The sequence below is a fragment of the Kitasatospora sp. NPDC017646 genome, from assembly GCF_044329365.1.
Classification (GTDB): Bacteria; Actinomycetota; Actinomycetes; order Streptomycetales; family Streptomycetaceae; genus Kitasatospora.
Genome location: NZ_JBIRJC010000005.1, coordinates 58,750 through 82,993 on the forward strand (window position 1 = coordinate 58,750; position 24,244 = coordinate 82,993).

Consider the following 24,244-nt stretch of genomic DNA (forward strand, 5'->3'; position numbering starts at 1 on the left):
GGCTCCGGGGAGCTCTGGTACACGCTGTGGGCGGCCGCCGTCACTACTCCTGCCCCGCGGACCGCGGGCGCGCCGGGACGGACGGCCGTCCGTCCCGGCGCGATGCCGTGCCTTCGCGGGCGAGCCGCGTGGCGGGTCCCTCAGGGCGCCACGGCGTCCGCCGCGGGCGGCTCCGGTCCGTCGTCGCCGTCCGTGCCGCCCTTGCGGCGGACGTCGGCCGGGGTGGGGGCCGTGATCGAGCGTTCCTCGGCGGACCGTTCCCGGTCCCCGACCTCGCCCTGCGCCTTCTCCCGGACGTCGGCCGGGGTGGGGGCCGTGATCGAACGTTCCTCGGCGGACCGCTCCTGCGTCGGTTCGTCCGGCTGGGTCCCGTTCTCGTCACGCGTGGTCATGGCTTCCTCCCTTTCCGAGCCTTTCGGAGGCGTCAGTGACTGGACGATCAGACGGGTGCCCGGAAAACCGCTCCCCAACCCGCCGGACATCAGTACGCCGGGCCGGCCGGGTCAGGCGACGGCGTCCGGCTCCAGGCCGTCCACCGCGCTCTCCGGCCTCGGCCGGAGGCTGGGCGCCGTGCCGGTGCTGATGAGCGCCGAGTGCAGCCGCCGCACGGCGTCCTCGGCGTCGGCGAGCGCTTCGGGTCCCGGTACGACGGTGCCGAAGGACTGCCTCCGGTCGGCGGGCAGGGATCGCCAGGACAGGACGGGGGCCAGGACGGTGCTGGCCCGTGCGAGGAACCAGGCCAGCTGCCCGTGGGTGCGGGCGATGCCGAGCGCGAGGACGGCGAGCGCCTCGCGCAGGTGCTCCAGGCGGTCGATGACCGGCAACGGCTCCTGCCCGGCATCGGGTCCGAGGGCCTGCGCGAGGCCTTCGGCGGTCTTCCGGGCCAGTGCGGCGTCCTGCGCGGCGAGGTCCCACAGGCCCTCCCGGACCTGCCGTTCGGCCTCCGCGGCGACTTCCGCGACCTGCGCGCACATGCCCGTACCGGGGCGTGGGCGGGTCGGCGGGGTGCTGCGCGGGGTCATGGCGGTCCCTCCCGGTGGAGAACGGCACCGCGGGGCGGGTGCCGGTCCCACCGTGGTGCACTGCCGCGGCCGCCCGCAGCTCCTGGAACGAAACGCCCCGCCCGGGTGGTCCCCGGAACGAATCACCACGGCAGGGGCGGAGGGCGAATGATCGGCTTTCGGTCGCGTCGGGGGGCGCGTAGCGTCGTCACCGGTCACACGAAAGGGCTACAGGCCGACGGACGGATGGTGATGAAGGTGGAGGAGTTGTCCTTCGACAGTGCGAGCGCGGAGGCCACGGAGGAGTTCCTGTCCACCGCCTACACGCCGATGCGGATCGGCAAGTCGGCGGCGGACGCCAGGACCCGCATCAGCCGCAGGGCGGCGGGTCCGCTCAGCGTGGACCGGCTGTCCTTCGGGTACGACATGGCGTACGACGCCGACAGTCTCGGCCGGGTGTGCCTGCTCAGCATCCACGCCGGCACGGTCGCCGACCGGAGCGGCAAGCACGGGGAGACGGTCTTCGGCCCCGGTGAGACGTTCCTGATCGCCCGGCCGGACGCCCCGTACCAGGGCGAGGTCCGCTCGGCCGAGTACACCATCGCCATGTTCGACACAGCCCTGCTGGACGCCGTGGCGCCGACCGGTGCCGACGGCGGCCCGGTGCGGCTGACCGGGCTCCGGACCGTGAACGGGGCGGCGAACCGGCAGCTGGGCGCCGCGGTCGCGTACGTGCGCGACCACGTGCTGGGCGATCCGGCCGCCTGCGAGAGCGAGCTGCTCGTCGTCACCGCGGCCCAGCACCTGGCGGCCTCGGTCCTGGCGGCCCTGCCCCACAGCGCCCGCACCGAGCCCGTCCCCGCCGACCGGAGCGACGCCACACCGGAGACGCTGCGCAGGGCCATCGCCTTCATCGAGGCGAACGCGGACCGGGAGGTCTCCCTCGCGGACATCGCCGCGGCCGCCTTCGTCACCCCGAGGGCGCTGCAGTACGCCTTCCGTCGGCACCTGGACACCACCCCGCTCGGCTACCTGCGCCGGGTGCGGCTGGACGCGGCCCACCGGGACCTGCTGGCCGCCGACCCGGGCAGCGCCACCGTGACCGGGATCGCGATGCGCTGGGGCTTCGCCCATTCCGGTTACTTCGCGGGCCTGTACCGTGCCGCCTACCGGCGGGCGCCGGGGGAGACCCTGCGCCTGCGGGCCTGAGTGGTGCGCGGGAGCCGTGCGGGCGCAGGCCGCGTCACCGGGCCGGGAGGATCTCGAAGACCGTCTCGCTCCCGGCGGCGCGCAGCAGCCGGACCGTCTGGGGCCGCGGCGCGGCGAGGCGGAAGGCGATGCCGCGCGCGGTCGCGGCCCGACGGGCCTCCAGGAACTCGTTGAGGCCGGAGGAGGTGCAGAAGACCAGGCCCGCGCAGTCGACGGTCAGCACCTCGGGCGACGGCCGGGCGGTGACGGCGTCGTGGAGGGCTCCGGAGAGCACGGCGGCGGTGCCCAGGTCGACGTACCCGTCCAGGGAGAGCACGACGAGGCCGGGTGCCGTCGAACGGCGGACCACGCGCAGTCCGGTGTCCATCCCGCTCCCTCCACCGACTCCACCGACGAGGCCCCTTGACCGGGGACCCCCGGCCCGGGGACCGCTTCCACGGTGGCCCCCTGCGGCCGCCGCCCGCAGCGACGGGAACGAACCGGTGGGTCACCACGACGAAACCCTCGTACCGACCGCCCGGGACCCGGCCCCCGGGCGGTCGGCCACGGCCTCACCCCTCGTGCAGCGCCCACCGGCTGGCGTCGACCCGCGTGGTTCCCGGCAGGGCGATCAGCTCGGGCTTGAACAGCGGCGGCGCGCCCATCGCGGGCTCCCAGGTGGCCAGCGCCTCGTCCTGGGGCACTTCGATCCGCCGGTCCGCGGCGAGGTCGGTGACCACCTTGAGCAGCAGCCGCACGCCGAGCGGCGCCAGGTGGTCGCGCCACAGGCTCTGGGCCGTCGAGCCCGGGGGCACGAACAGGTGCTCCTGGGCGGCGATCGGGCCGCCGTCGGTGCGTTCGGTGAGGTGGTAGACGCTCCCGCCGGTCACCTTGTCGCCGTCCCGGATCGTCCACCGGATCGCGTCCCGGCCGCGGTGCAGCGGCAGCAGGCTCGGGTGGTAGCCGATGGCGGCGACGCCGGCCCTGGCGCGGGTCTGGCGGCCGAGGAAGGCGTGCGAGTGGGCGGCGAGGATGATGTCCACCCCGTCCGGGACGTGCCGCGCGCGCAGCTCGGCCGAGTCGGTCCAGGGGATGTCCCGGGGGTACGCCCAGGAGCGCAGGCGGTCCCAGCACATCGCGTTGCCCTCGTCGGACTGCCCCTTGCGCAGCCGGGGGGCGGCGGCGCCGACGATCTTGTGCCCTTCGTCCAGCAGGGCTTCCGCGACCTGCACCGCGAACGCGCCCTGCCCTGACAGGTAGATGTGCATCCTCTACTCCTTCAGCCCGGCGGGATCGGGCTCGAACCGCACCGGCAGCGTGGAGAAGCCGGTCAGGAAGTTGGACCGGATCGGCAGCGCCTCGCCGGTCTGCTCGAACCCGGTGGTGAAGTCCCGCAGGGCGATGAGCAGTTCGGCGATCTCCACCTTGGCCAGGTACGAGCCGACGCAGAAGTGCGGGCCGTAGCCGAAGGCCAGGTGCCGGTTGGGCGTCCGGCCCAGGTCGAACACCTCGGGCCGGTCGAAGACCCGCTCGTCCCGGTTGCCGGAGGCGTGCCAGAGGGTGACGATCTCGCCCGGCCGCAGCCGGACGCCGTGCAGTTCGGTCTCCCGGACGACGCTGCGCCCGAAGTGCATGGTGGGCGACGCCCAGCGCAGCACCTCGTCCACCGCGGTGTCGACGGCGACCTCGCCCCGCTTGAGGCGTCGCCACTGCCCGGGCCGGGCGGCGAGGGTGCGGACGCAGTCGATCATCGTCAGCCGGCTGGTCTCGTCACCCCCGATGATCAGGCTGTAGCAGTTCAGCACCACGTCCTCGTCGGTCAGCGGCACGCCGTCGATCGCGCTGGCGACCAGCATGCTGATCACGTCGTCGCCGGGCGTCTCGCGCCGTTCCTCGACGAGGTCCATGAAGTACATCAGGATCTCGTTGCGGGCCATCTCGGAGTCGACCTCGTCGACGTCCTCGTCGTCCGCGGACAGCGCGGTCCTGGTCAGGCCGAGCAGGTAGTCCTGGTCCTGTGCGGGCACGCCGAGCAGGTTGGCGACGGTGGTCATCGGGATCCGGGCGGCGATCCGCTGCGCGAAGTCGCAGCCGCCGGACTCGACGGCCTCGCGGATCCACTGCCGGGTGTTGGCCCGGACGGTCCGCGCGACCTCGTCCAGCACCCGCGGCGAGAGCACCCGTTGGAGGATCTTGCGCAGCTCGTGGTGGCGGTGCCCGTCGGTGACGGCGAGCATCCGCCCCGCCCCGGCGTCGCCGCCGCCCAGCAGGGTGACGAGGACGTTGCCGCGTTCGGAGGTGAAGTGCTGGTCGTCCCGGTAGGTGGTCAGGATGTCCTCGTGGCGGGAGAGCACCCAGAAGCCGGGACGGCCGTCGACCGGTGGGTTCCAGTGCACCGGGGCGGTGTCCCGCAGGGTGCGCCACAGCTCGTCCAGGTCGGGGCCGCGGTTCGCGAAGGTGGCCGGGTCACCGAGGTCCACGGTGGCCGGTGCCGGTGCCTGTGCGCTCATGCTCACCAGTCCGTGCGCCAGAACCGGCGGGGCTGGAACGGGTAGGTGGGCAGCGGCACCCGGTGGCTGGCCTCGCCCACGTGCAGGGCGTCGAAGTCGACCTGACGTCCGGTGACCCAGACGGCGGCCAGCTCGGAGAGCGCCCGCTCGTCCCGGCCGGACGGCACGATCCCGCGGTCGGTGCGGGAGAAGGCGTCGGGGTCGGTCCGCGGGGCGGCGGCGGTCGTGACGGCCGGACCGCGGGCGTCGTCGGCCAGCGCCGCGATCAGCTCGGCGCGGCTGCGGACCACGGCCGCCCAGCGGCGGGGCATCACCTTGCGGCCGAGGTTGAGGCTGAAGCAGACGTCGTCCAGGCGGAGTCCGGGGTTCGCCTCCAGCCAGTCCCGGAGCCGGGTGCGCTGCCGGGCCAGGGCGTCGTCGTCCAGGGCGGACAGGGTGGCCAGCCGCGGCCGGCCCTCGGCCTCGGGGGCGCGCCCGGCGGCCGCCGGCGCCTCCTCCAGCAGCAGGTGGGCGTTGTAGCCGCCGCCGCCGATCGAGGTGATGCCGGCCCGGCGGATGCCCGCCTCCGGCTCCCAGTCGGCCCCTTCGAGCTGCGGCACGAAGGGGGTGCCGGGGAAGTCGAGGTCCGGGTTGACCTCGGTCAGGTTGATCGTCGCCGGGAGCTTCCGGTGGTACAGGGCCAGCGCGGCCTTGATCGCACCGAAGCCGCCCGAGACCACGCCGCCGTGGCCCACGTTGCCCTTGACCCCGCCGATCGAGGTGGTCGCGGTCTGCTTCCCGAACGCCATGGTCGCCGCGTGCACTTCGAGCTCGTCGGTCACCGGCAGGCCCAGGCCGTTGGCCTCGTACATGGAGACGGTGTCCGGGGCGACGCCGCCGACCTCCATGGTGCTCGCGATGCAGGCGCTCAGCCGCTCGGGCTGCGCCAGGCCGTACGCCATGGCGCTGACGCCGTTGTTGTTGACGGCCGAGCCCTTGACCACGGCGTAGACGTGGTCGCGGTCGGCGACTGCGTGGTTCAGCGGCTTCAGCAGCACGGTGACGACACCGCTGGACAGTGCGGTGCCGGTGCCGTTGGCGTCGAACGGGCGGCAGTGGCCGTCCTTCGACAGGACCCGGTTCTCCTCCCACAGGTGGCCGCGGGGGTGCGGCAGCCGGACCATCGCGCCACCGGCGATCGCCATGTCGGTCTGGCCGAGAAGCAGCGACTGACAGGCCAGGTGCACCGCGTAGTGGAAACCCGCGCAGACGGCCGCGACGGTGACGGCCTCGCCGGTGAGGCCCATGTAGTACAGGGCGTTGGAGGTCATGGTGTCCGGCGACCAGGCCAGGCTGGCCTCGATGGCCTCGGGGCCGACCGACACCCGGTCCGGCGGGGAGCCGTACAGCGCGGCGGTCTGCGGGTTGTTGGCGCCGTACATGCCGATCTCGGCGACGAGCCGGTCCGGGTCGTAGCCGCCGTCCTCCAGCGACTCCCAGGCGCTCTCCAGGAAGAGCCGGTTCTCCGGGGTCATCGCGGCCGCCATCCGGTCGCTGATGCCGAACACCGACGGGTCGAACTTGTCGTAGGTGTCGAGGACGCCGCACGCCCGGACGTAGAACGGGCTGTGGATCAGCGTCTCGTCGACGTGGATGTCGTCCTTGGCGAGGAAGGAGATGGACTCCCGGCCGTGGACGAGGTTGTCCCAGAACTGTTCCTTGGTGCGGGCTCCGGGCGCCCGCAGCGACATGCCGATGACGGCCACGTCGCCCGGGTCGTACTCCTGCTGGGGGCTGTCGGTCATGAGGGGGCTCCTGCTGCGTTGTCGAATGGGGTGACTCAGCGACCGGTGGCGCCGCGGCCGCGCAGTGCGGCACGACGGGTGCCGGCGCGCTCGCGGGCCGACCGGACCACCTCGGGGGTGGCGCCGCTCTCGCTGTCGAGCCATCGGGCGAGGGAGGAGATGTCGCGGAAGCTGAAGAGGTCGGGCACCCGGACGCGGCGCTCGAAGCGCCGGGTCATCAGCCGGGCCAGCCGGACCAGCAGCAGCGAGTCGCCGCCGAGGTCGTAGAAGGCGGACTGCACGTCGATGCCCGACGGTTCGAGGCCCAGCAGCTGGCCCCAGATCTCCGACAGGGCCACCTCGGTCGGCGTGCTCGCGGCCGTCCGCGGCCCGCCGGTCCCGGCGGAGGGCGCCTCGGGCAGCGCGTTGCGGTCGAGCTTGCCGCCGGGACCGAGCGGCAGGGCGGGCAGCAGGACGAGCGTCGCGGGCACCATGTAGTCGGGCAGTTCGACGGCGAGCCGGCCGGTGACGGCGCTCTGCAGCGCGGCGTCCAGCCGGGGGCCGTCCGGCGCGGCGCCCCCGCCCGCGGGCACCACGTAGCCGACCAGCCGGTTGCCCCGGACCACGGCGGCGGCCTCCCGCACCTCGGGGCAGCCGGCCAGCCGGGCCTCGACCTCCTCCAGCTCGATGCGGTAGCCGCGCAGCTTGACCTGGTGGTCGGTGCGGCCGAGGAAGCGCAGTTCGCCGCCTTCGGTGAACTCGACGACGTCCCCGGTGCGGTACATCCGCTCGCCGTCGCGGAAGGGGTCGGGGAGGAAGCGTTCGGCCGTGGTGCCGGGCCGGTTGACGTAGCCGTGGGCGAGGCCGACGCCGCCGAGGTACAGCTCGCCGGGCGCACCGGCCGGGAGCCGGCGCAGCTGGTCGTCGAGCACGTAGGTCCGGGCGCCGGCCGTCGGCGGGCCGATCGTCGGCTCGTCGGTCCCCTCCGCGGGGACCGGTCCGAAGGAGCAGAACACGGTTCCCTCGGTGGGGCCGTAGGCGTTGAACACCCGCTCGGCGCCGGTCTCCCGGTACGTCCGGTCCACCAGCTTGCGGCGCAGCGCCTCGCCGCCGAACACCACCGAGCGCACGTTGGGCGGCAGGGCCCCGGCGTCCAGCAGGCCGTTCATGACGGACGGGACGACGTTCAGGTGGGTGATCCGGTCGGCGTACCGGCTCTCCGCCAGGTGCACCGCGCTCTCGACCAGCACGACGGCGCCGCCGCGGCACAGCGCGTGGAAGACCTCCATCACCGACATGTCGAAGCAGACCGAGCTGGCCGCCGAGATCCCGCTCAGGTCGCAGCCCTCCAGGACCCGGTCCAGCTCGGCGAGCATCGCCGTGCAGCCGCCGTGCCGGACGGCCACGCCCTTGGGCCTGCCGGTGGATCCGGAGGTGTAGATGACGTACGCGGTGTCCCCGGGCACCACCGGCACGGGCCGGGCGCCGGGCTCGGTGGTCACCGTGTCCCCCAGCACGACCACGGTCGGGCCGGGCGGGCACGCGGCCCGGGAGGCGGGTGTGGTGAGCAGCAGGCGGGCGCCGCTGTCCTGGACCATGAAGGTCAGCCGGTCGGCGGGGTAGTTCGGGTCCAACGGCAGGTAGCAGGCGCCGGTGCGCAGGGCGGCCAGGACGCCGACCAGCAGGTCGGGGGTGCGCTCGACGCAGATGCCGACCGGGACGCCCGGAGCGGCGCCGGCGGCGGCCAGCCGTTCGGCCAGCTCCCGGGAGCGTTCGTCGAGTTCGCAGTAGGTCAGGACGCCGGCGTCGGAGTAGACCGCGGTCGCGTCGGGGTTCTTGACCGCCTGTTCGAGGAACTCGGAGTGCAGGGTCGCGGTCACCGGGCCGTCCCCTCGGGCAGGGTTCCCTCGGCCGGCGTTCCCGCGGGCACGGTTCCCTCGGGCAGGCCGGCGGGCGCGAGGTCGCCGAGGGGTGCGTCGGGTCGGGCGATCGAGTCGAAGAGCACGCTGCGGTACAGCGCGAGCAGTGCGGTCACGGTGTGCCTTTCCAGATAGCTCGGTTTGAACTGGACGTGGCCCGCCACCTGGCCGTCGATGTCGGCCATCGAGATCTCCAGGTCGAACTTGGCGAGGTGCCTGCGCACCTGGAGCGGCTCCAGCGGCAGGGCGCCGTCGGGCGTGAGGGTGGTGCCGACGCCGTGGAAGAGCTTGACGGAGCGGGGGAAGGCGTCCGAGGACAGCCAGTTCACCACCACGTCGAACCACGGGGAGCGGCCCTCGGCGCGCGGCGGCTTCAGCTGGGAGGCCAGCAGGTCCAGCGGGTAGTTCATGTGCTCCAGCAGGCCGAGCGAGAACGCGTGGACCTCGCGCAGCAGTTCGCGGAAGCCGCGGTCGGCGGCGGGGTTCGCCCGGACCAGCACGGTGTTCAGGTAGTAGCCGATGGCGGATTCCCACCCCGGCTCGGCACGTTGGGCGATGGCGGTGGCCAGCACCGAATCCTCCGTGCCGACCGCCCGGTTGAGCGTGGCGAAGAACCCGGCGAGGACGACGGTGCTGATCGACACGCCCTCGCGCACCGCGAACTCCCGCAGCAGGCGGGTCTCCTCGGCGCTCCAGCGGAACGCCAGGTCGCGGCCCTCGTAGGTGACGCCCGGCGGCCGCTCCTTGGCGGACAGGTCGAGGTGGGCCGGCGGGTCGGCCAGTTTCTCCGACCACCAGTCCAGCGCCGCGTCGGCCGCCGGGCCCGCCAGCCACTGCCGCTCCCAGGCGACGAAGTCGGTGTACGGGGCGACGGGCGCGGCGGCGGCGGGGTCGGCGCCCTCGTAGTACTCCTGGAGTTCGCGGATCATCACGTCGGCCGAGGCAGCGTCCGAGGCGATGTGGTGGACGAGCACCAGCAGGTAGTGGTCGGCCGGGCCGCGCGTCATGAGGACGACCCGCACCAGCGGCCCGTTGTCCAGGTCCAGCGGCCGGTGCCCGTGCCGGGCCAGCTCCTCGCGGGCCTGCTCGTCGTCCAGGTCGGAGCCGTCCACCACCAGGAACTCGTACACCGGCTCGTCCAGGATCACCTGGTACGGGCTGCCGCCGGCTTCCACGAAGAGGGTGCGCAGCGCGGGGTGGCGCACCATGACGGCCCGTACGGCGCGGTCCAGGGCCTTCTCGTCGACCGCGGCCCGGATCCTGGCCGTCACCATGAAGTTGTAGGGCACGGCGTCCGGCGAGACCATCTGCATGAACCACAGCGAGGCCTGGCCGTGCGAGGCGGGCGCCAGTCGGAGGCCCAGGCCCTCGGCGCGCAGCTGCTCCAGGGCGGGTGCGTCGGTGGCCTCCAGGAGGCCGCGGGCGTCCAGTTCGTCGAGCAGTTCCTCCGCGTCCAGCTCGGACAGCTCGGACAGGCCGTCCGCGAGCGTCCGGTCCGGCACGGTCGCGACGGTCTCGACGGCCGGGAGCGCAGCCGGGACCGGGGCCGGGGCGGGCTTCACCGGCTGCCGCGCGGCGGCCGGTCCGGAGGTGAGCTCGACGAAGTGGCCGACGACCTCGGAGATCGCCCGGCCGTCCAGGAACACCACCGGGGACACCCGGTGCCCGAACAGCGACTGGAGCTTGTTGACGAGCCGGATCGCCAGCATCGAGTCGAGGCCGAAGTCGAGCAGGCTGGCGTTCGGGTCGAACCGTCCCACCGGCACGCCCAACGCGTCGGCCAGCTCGGCGAGGACGACCTCCGCCACCGGCCGGCTCCGCGCCGGCTGCTGCGGCTCCGCAGGCTGCTGTTCCACCGGCCGGGCCCCGGGTGCGGGCACGGCCACGGGCACGGTTCCGACGGCCGGGGCGCGGAGTTCGGTGTCGATCCAGTACCGTTCCCGCTGCCACTGGACGAGCGGCGTCTCCACCACCTCGACGTCGTCGGCGAACAGCCCGTCGAAGGTCAGCGGCAGGCCCCGGACGAACAGCGAGGCGGCTGCGCCCAGCAGACAGCGGAGATCGCTCTCCCCGCGCCGCAGGGAGTTGATCGCGTGCACCCGGGCTCCCCGGGTCAGGGCGATCTCCTCGACGGCGCCGCGCAGCGTCTCGTGCGGCCCGATCTCGATGAAGGTGCCGACGCCCTGGTCGACCAGCGCGCCGACGGTCTCGGCGAACCGGACCTGGTTGCGCAGGTTGTGCACCCAGTAGTCGACGTCGGCCGCCGGGTTCACCGCCCCGGCCACCGCGGTGGAGTGGAAGTCGAGGCCGGGCGACAGCGGGGTGATGCCGTCGAGGGCCGCGCGCAGCGGCGGGATCAGCGGGTCCATGCCCGGGCCGTGCACCGGCCGCTCGACCCGGATCCGCCGGACCGAGACCCCGTCCCGCCGGAGCTCGGCCTCCAGGGCGTCGATCGCCCCGGGCGAGCCCGAGACCGCCGCGCTGGTGGGGCTGTTGACCACGGCGACGGCCGCGTGCTCGGCGTACGGCGCGAGCCGCGGCAGCAGCTCCGCCTCCGGCAGGTCGACCGAGATCATGGCGCCCACCGCCGCCTCGCGCTCCAGCAGGTGCGAGCGGGCGACCACGACCCGGGCGGCGTCCTCCAGCGACAGCGCACCGGCGACGCAGGCCGCCGCGACCTCGCCCAGGCTGTGCCCGACCACGGCGGTCGGCTCGATGCCGAGGCCGAGCCAGACCTTCGCCAGCGAGACCTGGAGGGCGAACAGTACCGGCTGCTGGAAGTCCATCTCCTCGTACCGGGCCTCGTCGGCCGGCGCGGCGAGCCGCTCCAGCACCGAAGAGCCGCCGGCCGCCCGCACGGCCTCGTCGCAGGCGTGCATCCAGCCGCGGAAGCCGGCGTGCGAGCGCAGCAGTTCGCGTCCCATGCCGACCCACTGGGTGCCGCCGCCGGAGAACACCAGCGCCACCCGCCGGTCGACGTTGCCGGAGACCGTACCGGTGAGGACGTCGGGGTGCGGCGTTGCGGCGGCGACCCGGGCGAGCCCGTCCAGGACGTCCTGCCGGTTGCGGGCGAACAGCGCGATCCGGTGGCCGTGGTGGGTGCGCCGGGCGGCGAGGGTGTAGGCGAGGTCGGAGACCCGCAGGCCCGGGGCGCGTTCGACGTGGTTGGACAGCTCCCGGCAGGTGTCGGCCAGCGCCTCCGCGGTACGGGCCGTGACGGGCACCAGGTGCAGCTGCTCGTCGGCCGCCACGCCGCCGCGGCTCGGCGCGACGTGCCGCCCCCGGTCGCCGGAGAGGAACGGGTGGGCGGCGACGGACAGCCCGGCCGTGTACAGCGCGCCGAGCGAGCCGAGCAGGGTCGCGGCCTCGTCGGCGCCGCGGCGCATCGAGGGCAGGGTGGTCGCGGGCAGGATCTCCGACACCGACTTGAGCAGCAGCGGGTGCGGGCTGAGTTCGACCACCGCGTCGACGTCGTGGTCGCGCAGCCTGGTGAGCGCGTCGACCATCCGGATCTCCCGGCGCAGGTTGTCCGCCCAGTAGTCCGGCCCGAGTTCGGCGCCGTCGACGAGTTCGCCGGTGACGGTCGAGATCATCGGGATGCGGGTGGTGCGCGGCCGGATGCCGTCGAGTTCGGCCTTCAGCGGCGCGAGGACGTGGTCGACCAGCGGGGAGTGGGGGGCGTGGCCCATCCGCACCCGGTGGCTGGTGACGCCCGCCCCGGTCAGCCGTCCGACCAGCTCGTCGATCTCCTGCGCGGTGCCGGTGACCAGGGTGGAGCACAGGCCGTTGCGGCCGGAGAGGGTGAGCCCGCCGGTCAGGTACGGGGTGACCTCGTCGGCGGCGGTCATCACCACGATGCCCTCGCCGCGTCCCACGGCCAGCTGCTGGAGCAGCCGGCCGTGGTGCGCGGCCAGCCGGGAGGCGTCGTCGAAGTCGAGCGCACCGGCGACGTGGGCGGCGGCGAACTCGCCGACGCTCTGCCCCACGACGACGTCCGGCTCCACCCCCAGCGAGCGCCAGGCCTCGGCCAGGGCGACCTGGAGCGAGAACAGCAGCGGCTGGAAGACGTCCATGTCGTCCAGCCGCCCGTCGGGGGAGAGCAGTTCGTCGACCAGCGAGAAGCCGAGCAGCTCCCGCATCCGCCGGTCCGACCTCATCATGGACCGGCGGAACACGGGCAGACCGGCGAGCAGTTGCCGGCCCATGCCCACCCACTGCGAGCCGTTGCCCGAGAACAGGAACGCCACCCGCGGCCCACGGCCCGTCTCCCCGACGCTCAGCCCGTCGGCCGTCTCGCCGCGGCCGAAGGCGTCGAGGCGGGAGCGGAGTTCGGCCATGTCGCGGGCGGTGACCGCGAGCCGGAACGCGCCCTCGCCGGGTGCCCGGCCGCACACGGCGCGCAGGTCGTCCTCGTCGCGCAGCGCCCGGGCGCGTTGCGCCAGCTCCTCCCGGGAGTCCGCGGCCAGCAGCAGCAACGAGGCCTCGGGGCGCGGCAGTTCCTCGACCGCGACGTGACAGATCGCGCCGCCGAAGCCGAACGAGCTGACACCGCCCCGGCGGGCGTCGGAGCGCCGCGGCCAGGGCGTCAGCCGGTCCTGGACGGTGAGGCTGTACTCGTCGAACATGATCTGCGGGTTCGGCGCGCTGTAGTGCAGGCTCGGCGGCAGCACGCCGTTGCGCATCGACATCGCCAGCTTGACCAGGCCGACGATCCCGGCGGCCGCCTCCAGGTGGCCGACGTTGGACTTGACCGAGCCGAGCCGCAGCGGCTCCGTCCGGTCGCCGCCCAGCACCGCGCCGATGGCGTTGGCCTCGATCGGGTCGCCGAGGGGCGTGGCGGAGCCGTGGCACTCGATGTAGTCCACCAGGTGCGGGGCGATGCCCGCCCGCCGGTACGCGGTGCGCAGCATCTTCTCCTGCGCCTGGGGGTTGGGCGCCGTCATGCCGTTGCTCAGGCCGTCGTTGTTGGAGGAGCTGCCCTTGATCAGGCAGTAGACCGGCAGGTCGCGCTCCAGGGCGGTGCTCAGCGGGGCGAGCACGACGACGCCGGCGCCCTCGCCGCGGACGTAGCCGTTGGCGCGGGCGTCGAAGGACTTGCAGCGGCCGTCCGGGGCGAGCGCGCCCATCTGGTCCATGGCGGTGTAGTAGTCGGAGACGAAGCTCAGGTTGACGCCGCCGGCGAGCACCAGGTCGCTCTCGCCCAGCTGGATCGACTGGCACCCGACGTGCACCGAGACCAGCGATCCGGCGCAGGCCGCGTCGATGGCCATGCTGGGGCCCTGGAGGCCGAGCAGGTAGGAGACGCGGTTGGCGATGATGCCGTCGTGCATGCCGGTCGCGGTGTGCGGGGTGATCTGGCTGTCGGGGCCGCGGTAGTGGGCCAGCGCGGCGTAGTCGCCCCAGCAGGAGGCCATGAACACCCCGGTGTCGCTGCCGACCAGGCTGTGCGGCGCGATGCCCGCGTCCTCCAGCGCCTCCCAGGACAGCTCCAGGATCAGCCGCTGCTGCGGGTCCATCTGGACGGCCTCGCGGGGCGAGATGCCGAAGAACAGCGGATCGAAGCGGTCGATGCCGTCGATGAACCCGCCCCAGCGGACGCGGTCGTTGAGCAGCTCGCGCCGTGCGGCCGGAACCGGTCCGACGGCGTCGCCGCCCTCGACCAGCAGCCGCCAGAACGAGGCCGGGTCCGGTCCGCCGGGGAACCGGCAGCCGATGCCGACGACCGCGACGGGCTCGGGCGCGGCCGTACGGCGGCCGGTGCGGCGGTCGGCGTCCGGGGCGGGCTCCGCGGCCCGTGGACCGTCGACCAGCGCGCGGGCCAGCTCCTCCACGCTCGGGTACTGCCACAGCCAGGTGGCCGGGACCGGCCGGCCGACGAACTCGGACAGGGCCGCGGCGAGGGCCACCGACTTCGCGGAATCCAGTCCGTACCGGTGCATCGGAGTCCGGCGGTCCACCGCGTTCGCGGACACGGCCAACAGCTCGGAAACCCGGGACAGCAGGAATTCCGTGACGGCGGACACGTCGCGCACTGCGCGTTCTTGGGGCATGGCGACTCCCTGGGCAGGGCGGATGGAATGGAGGGGGGTTCACTGCCGACCGGGCCGCGGTGCGGGGCCAGCCGGACCGCGGGGGCCGAATTCAGCCGCGTTCAGGAATCCCGGATCACGAGCGTCACGACAGCTCGGGTGATCGCGGGTCAGCGGCCCACTGTGAAGTTCTCGCCGACGCGTGCGGCTTCGGCCGATCGGTCCTTCGGCGCGTTCGCTGCCGGGGATTCCGCGGCGAATCTGTCTCGATCCGCCCGTGGGCGGAGAACGGGGAAATCACGGAAAACCCCGCCGTAGCAGGGGAGTTCGGTGGAGGTGAGTCTCAAGGTCGACAGTGTCAAGCGCAAGGAGAACGCGGATCGAAGGGCATCGGAGCACCAGGTATTCACCGACCAGCGGGTACGAGAGTGCCACTTGGTGATAGGCGAGACAAGCGTCGCCGGAGGGCTGGTTGGGGCAGTGGCGGGATTCGATCGCCAAAGTGTCCGATTCGATCTGTTCGCGATCCGTACGGGCCGAACCGGTTTGCGGAACCGTCGAGTTGGCATGGCGGGCGTCGAACCGGTCGTGCCCGTAGGGCAGTTGAACGGATGCGAACCCATCGCGCCGACCGGGCGGGGTGGACAGCGATCGACTCGCCCGGGCAAGCTGATCCACATGCCAGTTGCGAGTCTTGAGACTGCGTCGGTCCGTGCCGGCCGCTCCTTAGCCGGTCGGCACCTCCCGCGGCCCGGGGTGGCCGCATCCCCCGGTGCGCCACGCCTCGGCGACCACCCCACGCGAACACGCGACGGCGGCCTCGCATGACCGACACCGTCGTCACACCGCTGACCCGCCCGGGACTGGCTCTCGGAGTGCTGGCCGGGGCGCTCGCCCTGGACGTGAGCGGCCTCGGGGTGCTCAACGCCGCCCTGCCGTCCGTCGGCACGCGCTTCGACCTGAGCGACACCACGCTCCAGTGGGTGATGACCGCCTACGCCGTCACCTTCGCCGGCTTCCTGCTGGTGGGCGGCCGACTGGCCGACGTGCTCGGCCGGCGCCGGGTGTTCGAGGTGGGCGTCGCCGTGTTCACCGCCTCCGCGCTGGTCGGGGCGGTGGCGCCGGACGCCGCCGTGCTGCTGGGCGCGCGCGCCGTCCAGGGCATCGGCGCCGCCCTGTCCGGGCCGGCCGCGCTGGCCCTGCTCTCCGAGGCGTTCCCGGCCGGTCCGGCGCGCAACCGGGCGTTCAGCGTCTACGCGGCCGTCGGGGCCGCGAGCTTCAGCGGCGGGGTGCTGCTCGGCGGCGTCCTGACCCAGTTCTTCGGCTGGCGCTCGGTGCTCTGGTTCTCGGTGCTCCTCGGGCTCGCCGTCCTGGCCGTGACCCGCATCGGACTGCCCGACGGCACCGGGCACAGCGGCCGGCTCGACCTGCCCGGCGCGGTGTCGGGCACCCTCGGCCTCACCCTGCTGGTCGTCGGCGTGAGCAGCGGCGGCGCCACGGCCTGGACCACGCTCTGCGCCGCGGCGCTCTGCCTGGTGCTGTTCGTCGTCCGAGAGCACCGCACCGCCGACCCGGTGCTGCCGCTCGGCCTCTTCCGGCTCGCCCCGGTCCGGGCCGCGAGCCTGGCCGCCTTCCTCCAGTACACGGGCTCGGTCGGCATGCTGTTCTTCGCGCCGCTGTACCTCCAGGGGATGCTGGACTACTCCCCGTTCGAGTCCGGCCTCGCGCTGGTGCCGATGTCCCTGGCCGTGTTCCTCACCGCCAACTTCGCCACCGGACGCCTGCTGGCCCGGTACGCCCCGCGCACCCTGATGGCCGTCGGCCTGGTCCTGATCGGCGTGGGCACCGGCCTCTGGCTGGCGACCCCGCACGACGGCGGCTACGTGACGTACGTGCTGCCCGGCCTGGTGCTCAGCGGCATCGGCCAGGGCCTCAACTTCCCCTCGATGACCTCCGCCGCACTCTCCGGCGTCCCGGCCGAGCAGCAGGGCGTGGCCGGTGCGGTGAACGTGGTGACCCAGCAGATCGGCGCCAGCGTCGGCGTGGCGCTGATGGTCCTGGTCGCCGGGACCCGTGAGGACCGACTCGGCGGCTACCACCTCGCCTACGTCACCGCCGCCGTCGCGTGCGTCCTCGGCGCGGCGGCCATCGCCGCGGGTCGGCGGACCGGAGCCGGCGGGGCCGGCTGACGGAGCCCGCACACGGTCCGGGCCCGGTGCGCGACACTTCGCGCACCGGGCCCGGACCGGAGGTCCGTCGGCTGGTCCTCGCACCGCCGACGGGCCGTACCGCTGTCATGCCACCGCCGTGCCCCCGGCCCTCACCCCCCGAGCCGCAGGGCCGCGGTCGCCGTCCGGCCGAGCCAGACGCCCAGCAGCGCCTGGACCAGGCCGATCAGCAGGGTGACCGCGACCACCAGCGAGGCCATCGCCGGCAACCCGGCCAGGGCGGCCACCGTCCGGGCGGTGCCGGCCACGGCCTCGCCGGAGGCGACCCGCCACAGCAGCGGGGCGCCCCAGCCGGCCACCGCGGCCACCGCCGCGACCAGCACCGCCGTGCGGGCCCGCAGGCCGCGGACCGCCGTCGCCGCGCCGATCGCCAGGCCGGTCGCGAAGGGCAGGTACCAGAGGCTCCACAGTGAGCCGACGGCCACCAGGACGGCGGCGCCGACCAGCGCGGCGGGGAGCACCGGCCCGGCGGGAAGGACCCGGCCGCCGCCGGCCGGGGCGGGCGAGGCCGGTTCCTCCGACGGGGACTGCTTCTCAAGTTCCGTCACGGCGCTCACACTCCCGGTCGCAGGGTCCACACCTTGGTGGAGGCAGGTTGGTCGGCGGCCATCAGCAGCGGCAGGGAACGGCCCTCCCGCCAGTACGGGATGAAGGTCCGGTACCAGGGCGAGGCCGGGTTCTCGCTCTGGCCGCCCGGGTAGACGGCCTGGGCGGTGGCGCTGCCCGGGCCCTTCCAGTCGACCACCATGCGCCAGCTGGGCCCGAAGGTGGAGTTCATGCCGCCGTCGGCCGCGTTGACGGTCCAGCGGTCCCCCTCGGCGGGCACGGGCCCGTAGCCGAGCGCCTCGGCGTCGGTCAGCGAGGGGACCTGCCGGGTGTGCACGCGGTCCCAGGTCCAGGTGGCGGGGTCGCTCCCGAGGTCCTGGGAGAGCTCGGAGACGGCCTGGGCGAACGCGGTGCGCATGGCGTCCGGCGCCGTGCGGGTCGGGCCGCCGGGGGAGGTGAACGCCAGGTTGGCGGGGTCGTGCAGGGTCCACGCCTCCAGGTCCTCGTCGAGGCTGGGCAGCGCGCTGGAGACCTTGAGGTACCAGCGGTCCTTCTCGACCGGCACCTTGGCCTGGTCCCACCAGGGCTGGAAGGTGGTCTCCAGGTAGTCGTTCCAGAAGGTCCACCAGATGGGCCCGCCCGCGACGGAGGGCCGCATGGTGGCGTCCCACCGGTTCAGGACGTCGAGCGCGGCCTGCTGACGGGCGTCGAGCTTGGCGCCGGCCAGCGCCTCCTTGAGGTGCGGCAGGATGACGGTGGCCAGGTAGTCGGTCGTGTCGTTCTGCAGCGTGGTGAAGTCCGCGCCGGTCATCGCCGGGTGGCTCTCCAGGAACTGGTAGATCCGGGCGGCCCGGTAGCCGTTGTCGAAGGCGTTGAGGGACGTGCCGATGTAGTACGGGTAGTCGGCCGACACCGGGCGCTGGTTGGCCGTCGCGATCACGTGGCCGGGCGGGTTGTACGCCTGCGGGGTGGCGTCGAAGGGGATGGCGCCGACCACGTCGTACTCGCCGGTGCCGGGCAGCGGGAACCAGGGGTCGCCGGCCTTGGTGAGCGGGAAGTAGCCGGCCGCGACCACGCCGATGTTGCCGCCGCCGTCGGCGTAGGCGAAGTTGAGCGTGGGGGCGTGCCAGTCTGCCAGGGCGGTGCGGAACTCCTGGTAGTCGCGGGCCTTGTCGACGGCGAGCAGCACCGCCAGGTCGGGGGAGGGTACGTTGCCCATCCAGCTGACCGAGGTGGTCTGGCCGGCCCGGGTGACCACCGGCCCGTGCACCGTGAGGTCCACGGCGAGGTGCTCGGTGTCGCCGCCCCGGACCGGGATGGTGTACTCCACCCGCTGCATCGGGTGCCAGGCGTTGTTCCAGAAGTACTGGCCGGGGTGGTCGGGGCTGGTCCGCTCGCTGTAGAAGACCGTCGACTGGTTCTGCGCGTCCGTCAGGGACCAGGAGATGTCCGCGTTGCGGCCGATCAGCACGCCGGGCATGCCGGCCATGCTGGCGCCGGTGGCGTTCGTCTCGGGGGAGGAGAGCGCGATCTGGTACCAGTACGAGGGCAGCGTCGTCGGCAGGTGCGGGTCGCCGGCCAGCATCGCGTTGCCACCGGCCACCGCCGGGCCGTTCGCCACCCACGCGTTGCTGTCCGGGAAGGTGTGCACCTGGGTGGCGGGCAGCGCGCGGATGGTGTCGAGCAGGGTCCGGGCCGCGGTGGCCTCTCCGGCGGGGTCGGGGGCGCCGGTGGGTGCGACGGGCGCGGGGCGCGGCTGCGAGCGGTTGGCGGCGGCCGGGACGTCGGGCCCGGCGGAGTTGACGTTGGCGGGCAGCGGCGCGATGCCGAGGTCGCGATACGGCCCGGGGTCGTACGGCCGCTGGTCGTTGGCCGCGTGGACCGGGAACCAGTCCATGGTGCGCTGCTCGCCCAGGGAGTCCCGGAAGATCGCGTAGTCCAGCGGCGTACTGGTGAAGTCCATGCTCTGGGTGAGGACTTCCTGGATCACCAGGCTGTCCACCGGGGTCCAGTCGGCGGGGTGGACGCCGGTGAGGGAGAAGATCGTCGGCCACTGCCCGGTGTGGCGCAGCTCGGAGATCCAGGCGTTGACGCCCCTGGTGTAGCTGGTGAGGGCGCGGCCCGCCGGGCTGTCGGGCGGGGTGGCGGCCCACTCGGCCTCGGCGGTGCGCAGCAGCCCCATCTGGAGCTCGAAGCGGTCGGATTCGAGGCTGGCCGGCCCGTTCAGCTCGGCCAGCCGGCCGCGGCCCGCGCGCCGTTCCAGGTCGAGCTGGGCGAGCCGGAACCGGGCGTGCAGGTAGCCCTGGGCCTGGAACAGGTCGTCGTCGGAGCCGGCCTTGACGGTGGGGACGCCGTTGTCGTCGAAGGCGACCGTGACGGGCGCCTTGAGCCCGGCCAGGTCGAGGGTCTCGGTGTGCGGGAGTTCGGCGCCCGCGGCGGAGTCCCACACACCGGCTCCGGGGACGAGGGCGGTTCCGAGGGCGGGGACCGGCCCGATGCCCAGCGCGAGCAGCGCGAGGACCAGGCCGGAGACGACGGCTGCCGCCGCCGCGTGGGTGGCTGTGCGTATTCGCCGCGGCAAGTTGACTCCAGGGGTACGAGGTTGAGCGGATGTGCGGTGGGGCGGGGCGGTCTCAGGACCAGAAGGCGTCCATCCGGCGGTGGATGCCCTCGACGGTGGTCCGCAGTTCGGCGTGTCCGGTGGCCGAGCCGTAGACCGTCCCGATCAGCCACTCGGTGCCGGCCCGCCAGTCGGCCCGCCAGCTCGGGTCGATCCGGGCGTCGACCAGGTCCACCCCGGGGACGGCCTGGAGATCGTCGATCAGCTCGCCTCCGCCGGGGGCGAGCCCGTCGGCGGGCGGGGAGAGGAAGTACTGGAAGGCCACGGCGGGGCAGGCGGCGCCCAGGGCGAGCACCGGCGCGGGCGGCGTGAGGTCGCCCAGGGCGAGCCGCAGGGCGAGGACGAGCAGGTCCGTGCCGGCCGAGCGCTTGAGGACGTCCGAGACGTGCCCGCCCAGGCGTCCGTTGACCTCGATCAGCCGCGGTCCGTCGGGGGTGAACTTGATCTCGGTGTGGGTGACGCCCTCGCGGATGCCGAGCGCCCGCAGCGCGCTCCGCTCCAGGGCCACCACCTGCTCCGCCAGGCCGTCCGGGAGCAGCGCGGGCGTGAAGTAGCCTGTCTCCCGGAAGGGGTGGGCCAGCGGCAGCTTGCCGGTGACCGCGACGGTGTGGATCTCGCCGTCCCTGATCGCGGACTCGACCGAGACGTAGTCGCCCCAGAACTCCCCTACCACGGTGGGGTCGCTCACCAGGTACTCCTCCAGCACGAACACCGCGGGGGTGGCCGTGCCGGCGGTGAACTCGGCGTAGCGCTCAGCCAGTTCGGCGGCGCTGCGGACCAGGCAGGTGTCCACGCTGCCGGCGCCCGAGCGGGGCTTGAGGACGGCGGGCAGACCGGTCGCGGCGAGCGCCGGGGCGAGGTCGGCGGCGGAGCGGACCGTCCGGCAGGCGGTGGACTGCACCCCGGCCGCCGCGAGCGCCGCGCGCTGCTGGAACTTGTCGACCAGCACCTCGACGGTGGCGCGGTCGTGGAACGGCACCCCGCAGCGCTCGGCCACCGCGGCGGCCGTGCGGAGCAGGTGGTCGCTGAAGGTGATCACGCCCGAGGCGCCGAACCCGGCGGCCCGCTCGGCCAGTTGCTCCTCGGTCAGGCCGGCCGTGTTTACCACGGTGGCCGACTTCGGCAGCCCGGCCAGGTCGGCGGCGGCCTTCGGGTCGCCGAGGTCGCCGAAGAAGACGACCGTGCAGACCCGCCGGGCGGCGCCGAGGATGCCGCGCGGGGTGGCCGAGCCGCGGCCGTAGACGACCAGCAGCACCGGCAGGGGCGCGACGGCGGGGGACGGGGGCTGGGTGTCGGAGGGTTCCACGGTCACTGCTCCTCGGGCCGGACGGGGGTGAAGGCCGCCCGCTCGGCGGCGACGGAGCGGTGCTCCCAGGCCTCCCGGTCACGCAGGTAGCGGGGCCGGTCGGCGACGATGGCCCGGGTCTCGGCCGAGCCGGCCGTGAGCCGCCAGCGCACCGAACCGGTGACCGGAGCCGAACAGACGTCGATGAACGCCTGGGCGGCCTGGCGCAGTTCGCCGAACCAGCGGCCCTCCAGCGCCTCGCGGACCCACAGCTGCTCCTGGTGGATCTTCTCCCGCAGCAGCTCGGCGGAGAGGGTGGCGGTCTCCAGGTGGCGGCGCGAGCGCAGCAGCAGCCAGGCGGCGGGCATCTCGCGGATCTCCAGCACCTTCGACCCGTGGTCGAGGTGTTCGAGCCCGCTGTAGCGGCCCAGTCCGTGGGCGCCGACCAGGTGGTTGAGGGTGTCGATCAGCGCGGTCAGCGGCAGCGGCCGGCCGTCCACCGCGACGGGCCGGCCGGCCTCGAAGGAGACCTCGACGGTCTCCGGGGCCCCGGCGGGGCGCAGTGCGCTCCAGCGGTAGAGCTCCTCGGGCACGGCGTGGTCCTCGGGGTCGTCGAGGATGCCCGACTCGAACTCCCGGCACCACAGGTTGGAGTCGCCGCTGACCAGCCGCTCGCTGAGCTGGTCCAGGCCGACTTCCTTCAGCTCGCGCATCTTCTGCTCCCGGTCGACCGGGTCCAGGTCGTACGGGCTGCCGTAGCGGCCGGTGAAGCCGAGCAGGCCGATGGCGCCGTTGAGCCGGCGCAGGGTGTTCTGCGAGCGGTTGGCGGTGTGCAGGACCGTGGTGGCGCCGAGTTCCCGGGCGGTGCCGAGGGCGAGCCTGGCGATCAGCGGCCGGCTGAGCGTGGAGCTGACCGGGTGGGTGTCGAGGTAGACGGCGTGCGCGGCGATCGCCGGGCGGACGTAGTCCTCGGCGAACTCCTGCCGGCCGTCGAGCAGGTGGAGCCGGACGCCGAGCCGGTCGGCGATCCGCTGCTTGTGCTCGCCGCTCTCGTCCTCGCCGAGGTCGACGCTGACCGCGTGGACGTTGCGGGCGCCGGCCCGGACCAGGCGGTGCAGCAGGTAGCTGCTGTCCAGTCCGCCGCTGAACAGCGTGACGACGGGGGCGGACGGGTCGCGGGCGATCGTGTCCAGCTCGCCGAAGGAGCGCAGGACCTGGGACGTCATCGGGCGGACCCCTCCACCCCGTGCTCGGCCAGGGCGGCGGTGAAGCCCGTCACGGTCGGCTCGTCGAAGGCGAGGTCCATCGGGACCTCGACGCCGAGCAGCGCCTCCAGCTTGCGCACCGCGCGCACCACCTTGAAGGAGTCCCCGCCGATGTCGAAGAAGTCGTCGTCCGGGCCGATCGCGGGCACCCCGAGGACCTCGCACCACACCCCGGTGACCACGGCGGCCAGGTCGTCACCGGCCGGCGGCTGCTCTTCGGCGGCCACGGTGGTGGTGGGCAGCACCTCCCCGGCCCGCTCGGTCAGCAGTGCGCGGTCCAGCTTGCCGTTGGCGGTCAGCGGCATCGCCGCCAGCGTGGCGAACGAGGCCGGGACCATGTAGGAGGGCAGCGCGCCGCGCAGGGCCTGGCGCACGGCGGCGGTGACGGCCCCGGGCTCGGCGTCCGCCTCCAGGACCAGGAAGCCGACCAGCCGGGCGTCGCTGCCGCGGCCGTGGGCGACCGCGGCGGCCTGCCGCACTCCCGGCACGCGCAGGGCGGCGGACTCGATCTCGCCCAGTTCGATCCGGTAGCCGCGGATCTTCACCTGGAGGTCGACCCGGCCCAGGAACTCCAGACCGCCCACCGGGTGGGTGCGGACCAGGTCGCCCGAGCGGTAGAGCGGGCCGGTGCCGTCGCCGAGGTGGTCCGGGACGAAGCGCTCCGCGGTCAGCTCCGGGCGGTTGAGGTAGCCGAGGGCCAGGCCGGCGCCGCCGATGTAGAGCTCGCCGGGCTCGCCGTCCGGCACCGGCTTGCCGTCCTCGTCGAGGATCCACAGCGTGGTGTCCTCGATGGCCGGGCCGATGTAGACGGTGTCCAGGTCCGGGTCGCGCGGGGGCACCCAGGCGGTGCAGTAGATCGTGCACTCGCTCGGGCCGTAGAGGTTGGTGAGCGGCGCGGTGGACTGGGCATGGAAGCGGCGGACCAGTTCGGGCGCGAGCGGCTCGCCGCCGGTGAGGACGCGGCGCAGGCCGTCGAAGCGCTCCTCGGGCCCGCGGGCCAGCAGGAACAGCTCCAGCAGCGAGACCACGCAGTAGAAGACGCTGATCTCCGCCGACCGGATGGTCTCGGCGAGGTAGTCGGCGTCGCGCTGGCGGCCGGGGGCGGCGATGACGACGGTGGTGCCGGTGATGAGCGGCCAGTAGACCTCGATCAGGAACATGTCGAAGCTGCACGCGGTGTGGTGGAGCATCCGGTCGGACGGGCCGAGGCCGTGGCTGCGCTGCAGCGCCCGCAGCCGGGTGGTCACCGCGCGGTGCGGGATCAGCGAGGCCTTCGGACGGCCGGTGGAGCCGGAGGTGTAGATGACCACGGCGGGCTGTTCGTCGAGGTCGGCCGCGGGTTCGAAGGGGACGGCCGGCTCGGCGGCCGCGCACTCGGCGACGGTGACCACCTCGACGCCGAGGCCGGCGGGGAAGCGGGAGCGCAGTTCGGGGGTGGTGACGAGCAGCCGGGGCTCGCAGTCGGCCAGCATGTCGAGGGTCCGGGCGACCGGGTCGTTGACGTCGAAGGCGACCTGGGCGGCGCCGGCCAGGACGACGCCGGTCACGCCGATCACGAAGTCGGCCGAGCGCTCCAGGTAGACCGCGACCCGCTCGCCCGGGCGCACCCCGCGCTCGCGCAGCAGGGAGGCGACCCGTACGGTCCGGTCCCTGAGCTCTCCCGCGGTCAGCACCCGGTCGCCGTCGACCACGGCGGGGTGTGCCGGGTCGGCGTCCCACCGGGACAGCAACAGGGTGTCGAGCCGTCGTCGGTCGTCGTCGAGGAGGGTGGCCGTAGTGCTAGCCATGGTCGTTCATGTCCAATCGGTGTGGTCGGTGCGGGGGGGGGGGGGCCGGGGGGGGGGGGGGGGGGCGGCCGCGCCCCGACGGCGCCCCGCCGCCCGCCCGCCG

15 protein-coding genes are annotated in these 24,244 nt (G+C 74.0%); 2 read left to right on the forward strand and 13 right to left on the reverse strand.

Translation table 11 applies throughout. The annotated features are described in order from the left end of the window. Window positions 1-140: 140 nt before the first annotated feature. Complete coding sequence (locus tag ACH4J0_RS10585) at window positions 141-392, reverse strand: hypothetical protein (RefSeq protein ID WP_396238359.1); 252 nt, start codon at window positions 390-392, stop codon at window positions 141-143. 111 nt (window positions 393-503) lie between these two features. Further along, window positions 504-1,022 carry a hypothetical protein gene (locus tag ACH4J0_RS10590; RefSeq protein WP_396238361.1) on the reverse strand — a complete coding sequence of 173 codons (519 nt, stop codon included), beginning with the start codon at window positions 1,020-1,022 and terminating at the stop codon, window positions 504-506. Window positions 1,023-1,247: 225 nt separating this feature from the next. On the opposite strand from ACH4J0_RS10590, the gene ACH4J0_RS10595 reads away from it, so the two are divergent. Next, window positions 1,248-2,210, forward strand: a complete 963-nt coding sequence (locus ACH4J0_RS10595) for a helix-turn-helix transcriptional regulator (protein ID WP_396238363.1) — start codon at window positions 1,248-1,250, stop codon at window positions 2,208-2,210. 34 nt (window positions 2,211-2,244) lie between these two features. Here the strand turns inward: ACH4J0_RS10595 and ACH4J0_RS10600 are convergent, their stop codons facing one another. The 6 genes from ACH4J0_RS10600 to ACH4J0_RS10625 form a co-directional block, all read right to left on the reverse strand. Beyond that, window positions 2,245-2,577 (reverse strand): STAS domain-containing protein, encoded by a 333-nt coding sequence (locus ACH4J0_RS10600; protein ID WP_396238365.1) that lies wholly within the window; start codon window positions 2,575-2,577, stop codon window positions 2,245-2,247. A 184-nt stretch (window positions 2,578-2,761) separates the two neighbouring features. Beyond that, window positions 2,762-3,457 carry a formyltransferase family protein gene (locus tag ACH4J0_RS10605; RefSeq protein ID WP_396238367.1) on the reverse strand — a complete coding sequence of 232 codons (696 nt, stop codon included), beginning with the start codon at window positions 3,455-3,457 and terminating at the stop codon, window positions 2,762-2,764. Between the two features lie 3 nt (window positions 3,458-3,460). Further along, complete coding sequence (locus tag ACH4J0_RS10610) at window positions 3,461-4,699, reverse strand: cytochrome P450 (protein WP_396238369.1); 1,239 nt, start codon at window positions 4,697-4,699, stop codon at window positions 3,461-3,463. Between the two features lie 2 nt (window positions 4,700-4,701). After that, entirely contained in the window at window positions 4,702-6,483 is a 1,782-nt protein-coding gene (locus ACH4J0_RS10615; protein WP_396238371.1) for a beta-ketoacyl synthase N-terminal-like domain-containing protein, read from the reverse strand. 35 nt (window positions 6,484-6,518) lie between these two features. After that, a complete protein-coding gene (locus tag ACH4J0_RS10620) occupies window positions 6,519-8,342 on the reverse strand; it encodes an amino acid adenylation domain-containing protein (RefSeq protein WP_396238373.1) in 1,824 nt (607 codons plus the stop codon). Further along, on the reverse strand, window positions 8,339-14,431 hold the full coding sequence (locus ACH4J0_RS10625) for an acyltransferase domain-containing protein (protein ID WP_396238375.1): 6,093 nt from the start codon (window positions 14,429-14,431) through the stop codon (window positions 8,339-8,341). The genes ACH4J0_RS10620 and ACH4J0_RS10625 overlap by 4 nt, the downstream gene beginning before the upstream one ends. An 803-nt stretch (window positions 14,432-15,234) precedes the next feature. On the opposite strand from ACH4J0_RS10625, the gene ACH4J0_RS10630 reads away from it, so the two are divergent. Next, the gene (locus ACH4J0_RS10630; RefSeq protein ID WP_396238377.1) at window positions 15,235-16,599 is read left to right on the forward strand and encodes an MFS transporter; all 1,365 of its coding nucleotides are present in this window, start codon (window positions 15,235-15,237) and stop codon (window positions 16,597-16,599) included. 131 nt (window positions 16,600-16,730) lie between these two features. Here the strand turns inward: ACH4J0_RS10630 and ACH4J0_RS10635 are convergent, their stop codons facing one another. Genes ACH4J0_RS10635 through ACH4J0_RS10655 form a run of 5 tightly spaced genes read right to left on the reverse strand, consistent with a single transcriptional unit; the run spans window position 16,731 to window position 24,141 of the window. Beyond that, window positions 16,731-17,186, reverse strand: a complete 456-nt coding sequence (locus ACH4J0_RS10635) for a hypothetical protein (protein WP_396238379.1) — start codon at window positions 17,184-17,186, stop codon at window positions 16,731-16,733. A gap of 5 nt (window positions 17,187-17,191) precedes the next feature. Continuing rightward, window positions 17,192-19,765, reverse strand: a complete 2,574-nt coding sequence (locus ACH4J0_RS10640; RefSeq protein WP_396238381.1) for a penicillin acylase family protein — start codon at window positions 19,763-19,765, stop codon at window positions 17,192-17,194. A 52-nt stretch (window positions 19,766-19,817) separates the two neighbouring features. Further along, on the reverse strand, window positions 19,818-21,110 hold the full coding sequence (locus ACH4J0_RS10645) for an acetyl-CoA carboxylase biotin carboxylase subunit family protein (RefSeq protein WP_396238383.1): 1,293 nt from the start codon (window positions 21,108-21,110) through the stop codon (window positions 19,818-19,820). Between the two features lie 2 nt (window positions 21,111-21,112). Further along, window positions 21,113-22,315, reverse strand: a complete 1,203-nt coding sequence (locus ACH4J0_RS10650) for an argininosuccinate synthase-related protein (protein WP_396238385.1) — start codon at window positions 22,313-22,315, stop codon at window positions 21,113-21,115. Continuing rightward, window positions 22,312-24,141 (reverse strand): amino acid adenylation domain-containing protein, encoded by a 1,830-nt coding sequence (locus ACH4J0_RS10655; protein ID WP_396238387.1) that lies wholly within the window; start codon window positions 24,139-24,141, stop codon window positions 22,312-22,314. The genes ACH4J0_RS10650 and ACH4J0_RS10655 overlap by 4 nt, the downstream gene beginning before the upstream one ends. Window positions 24,142-24,244 lie beyond the last annotated feature (103 nt).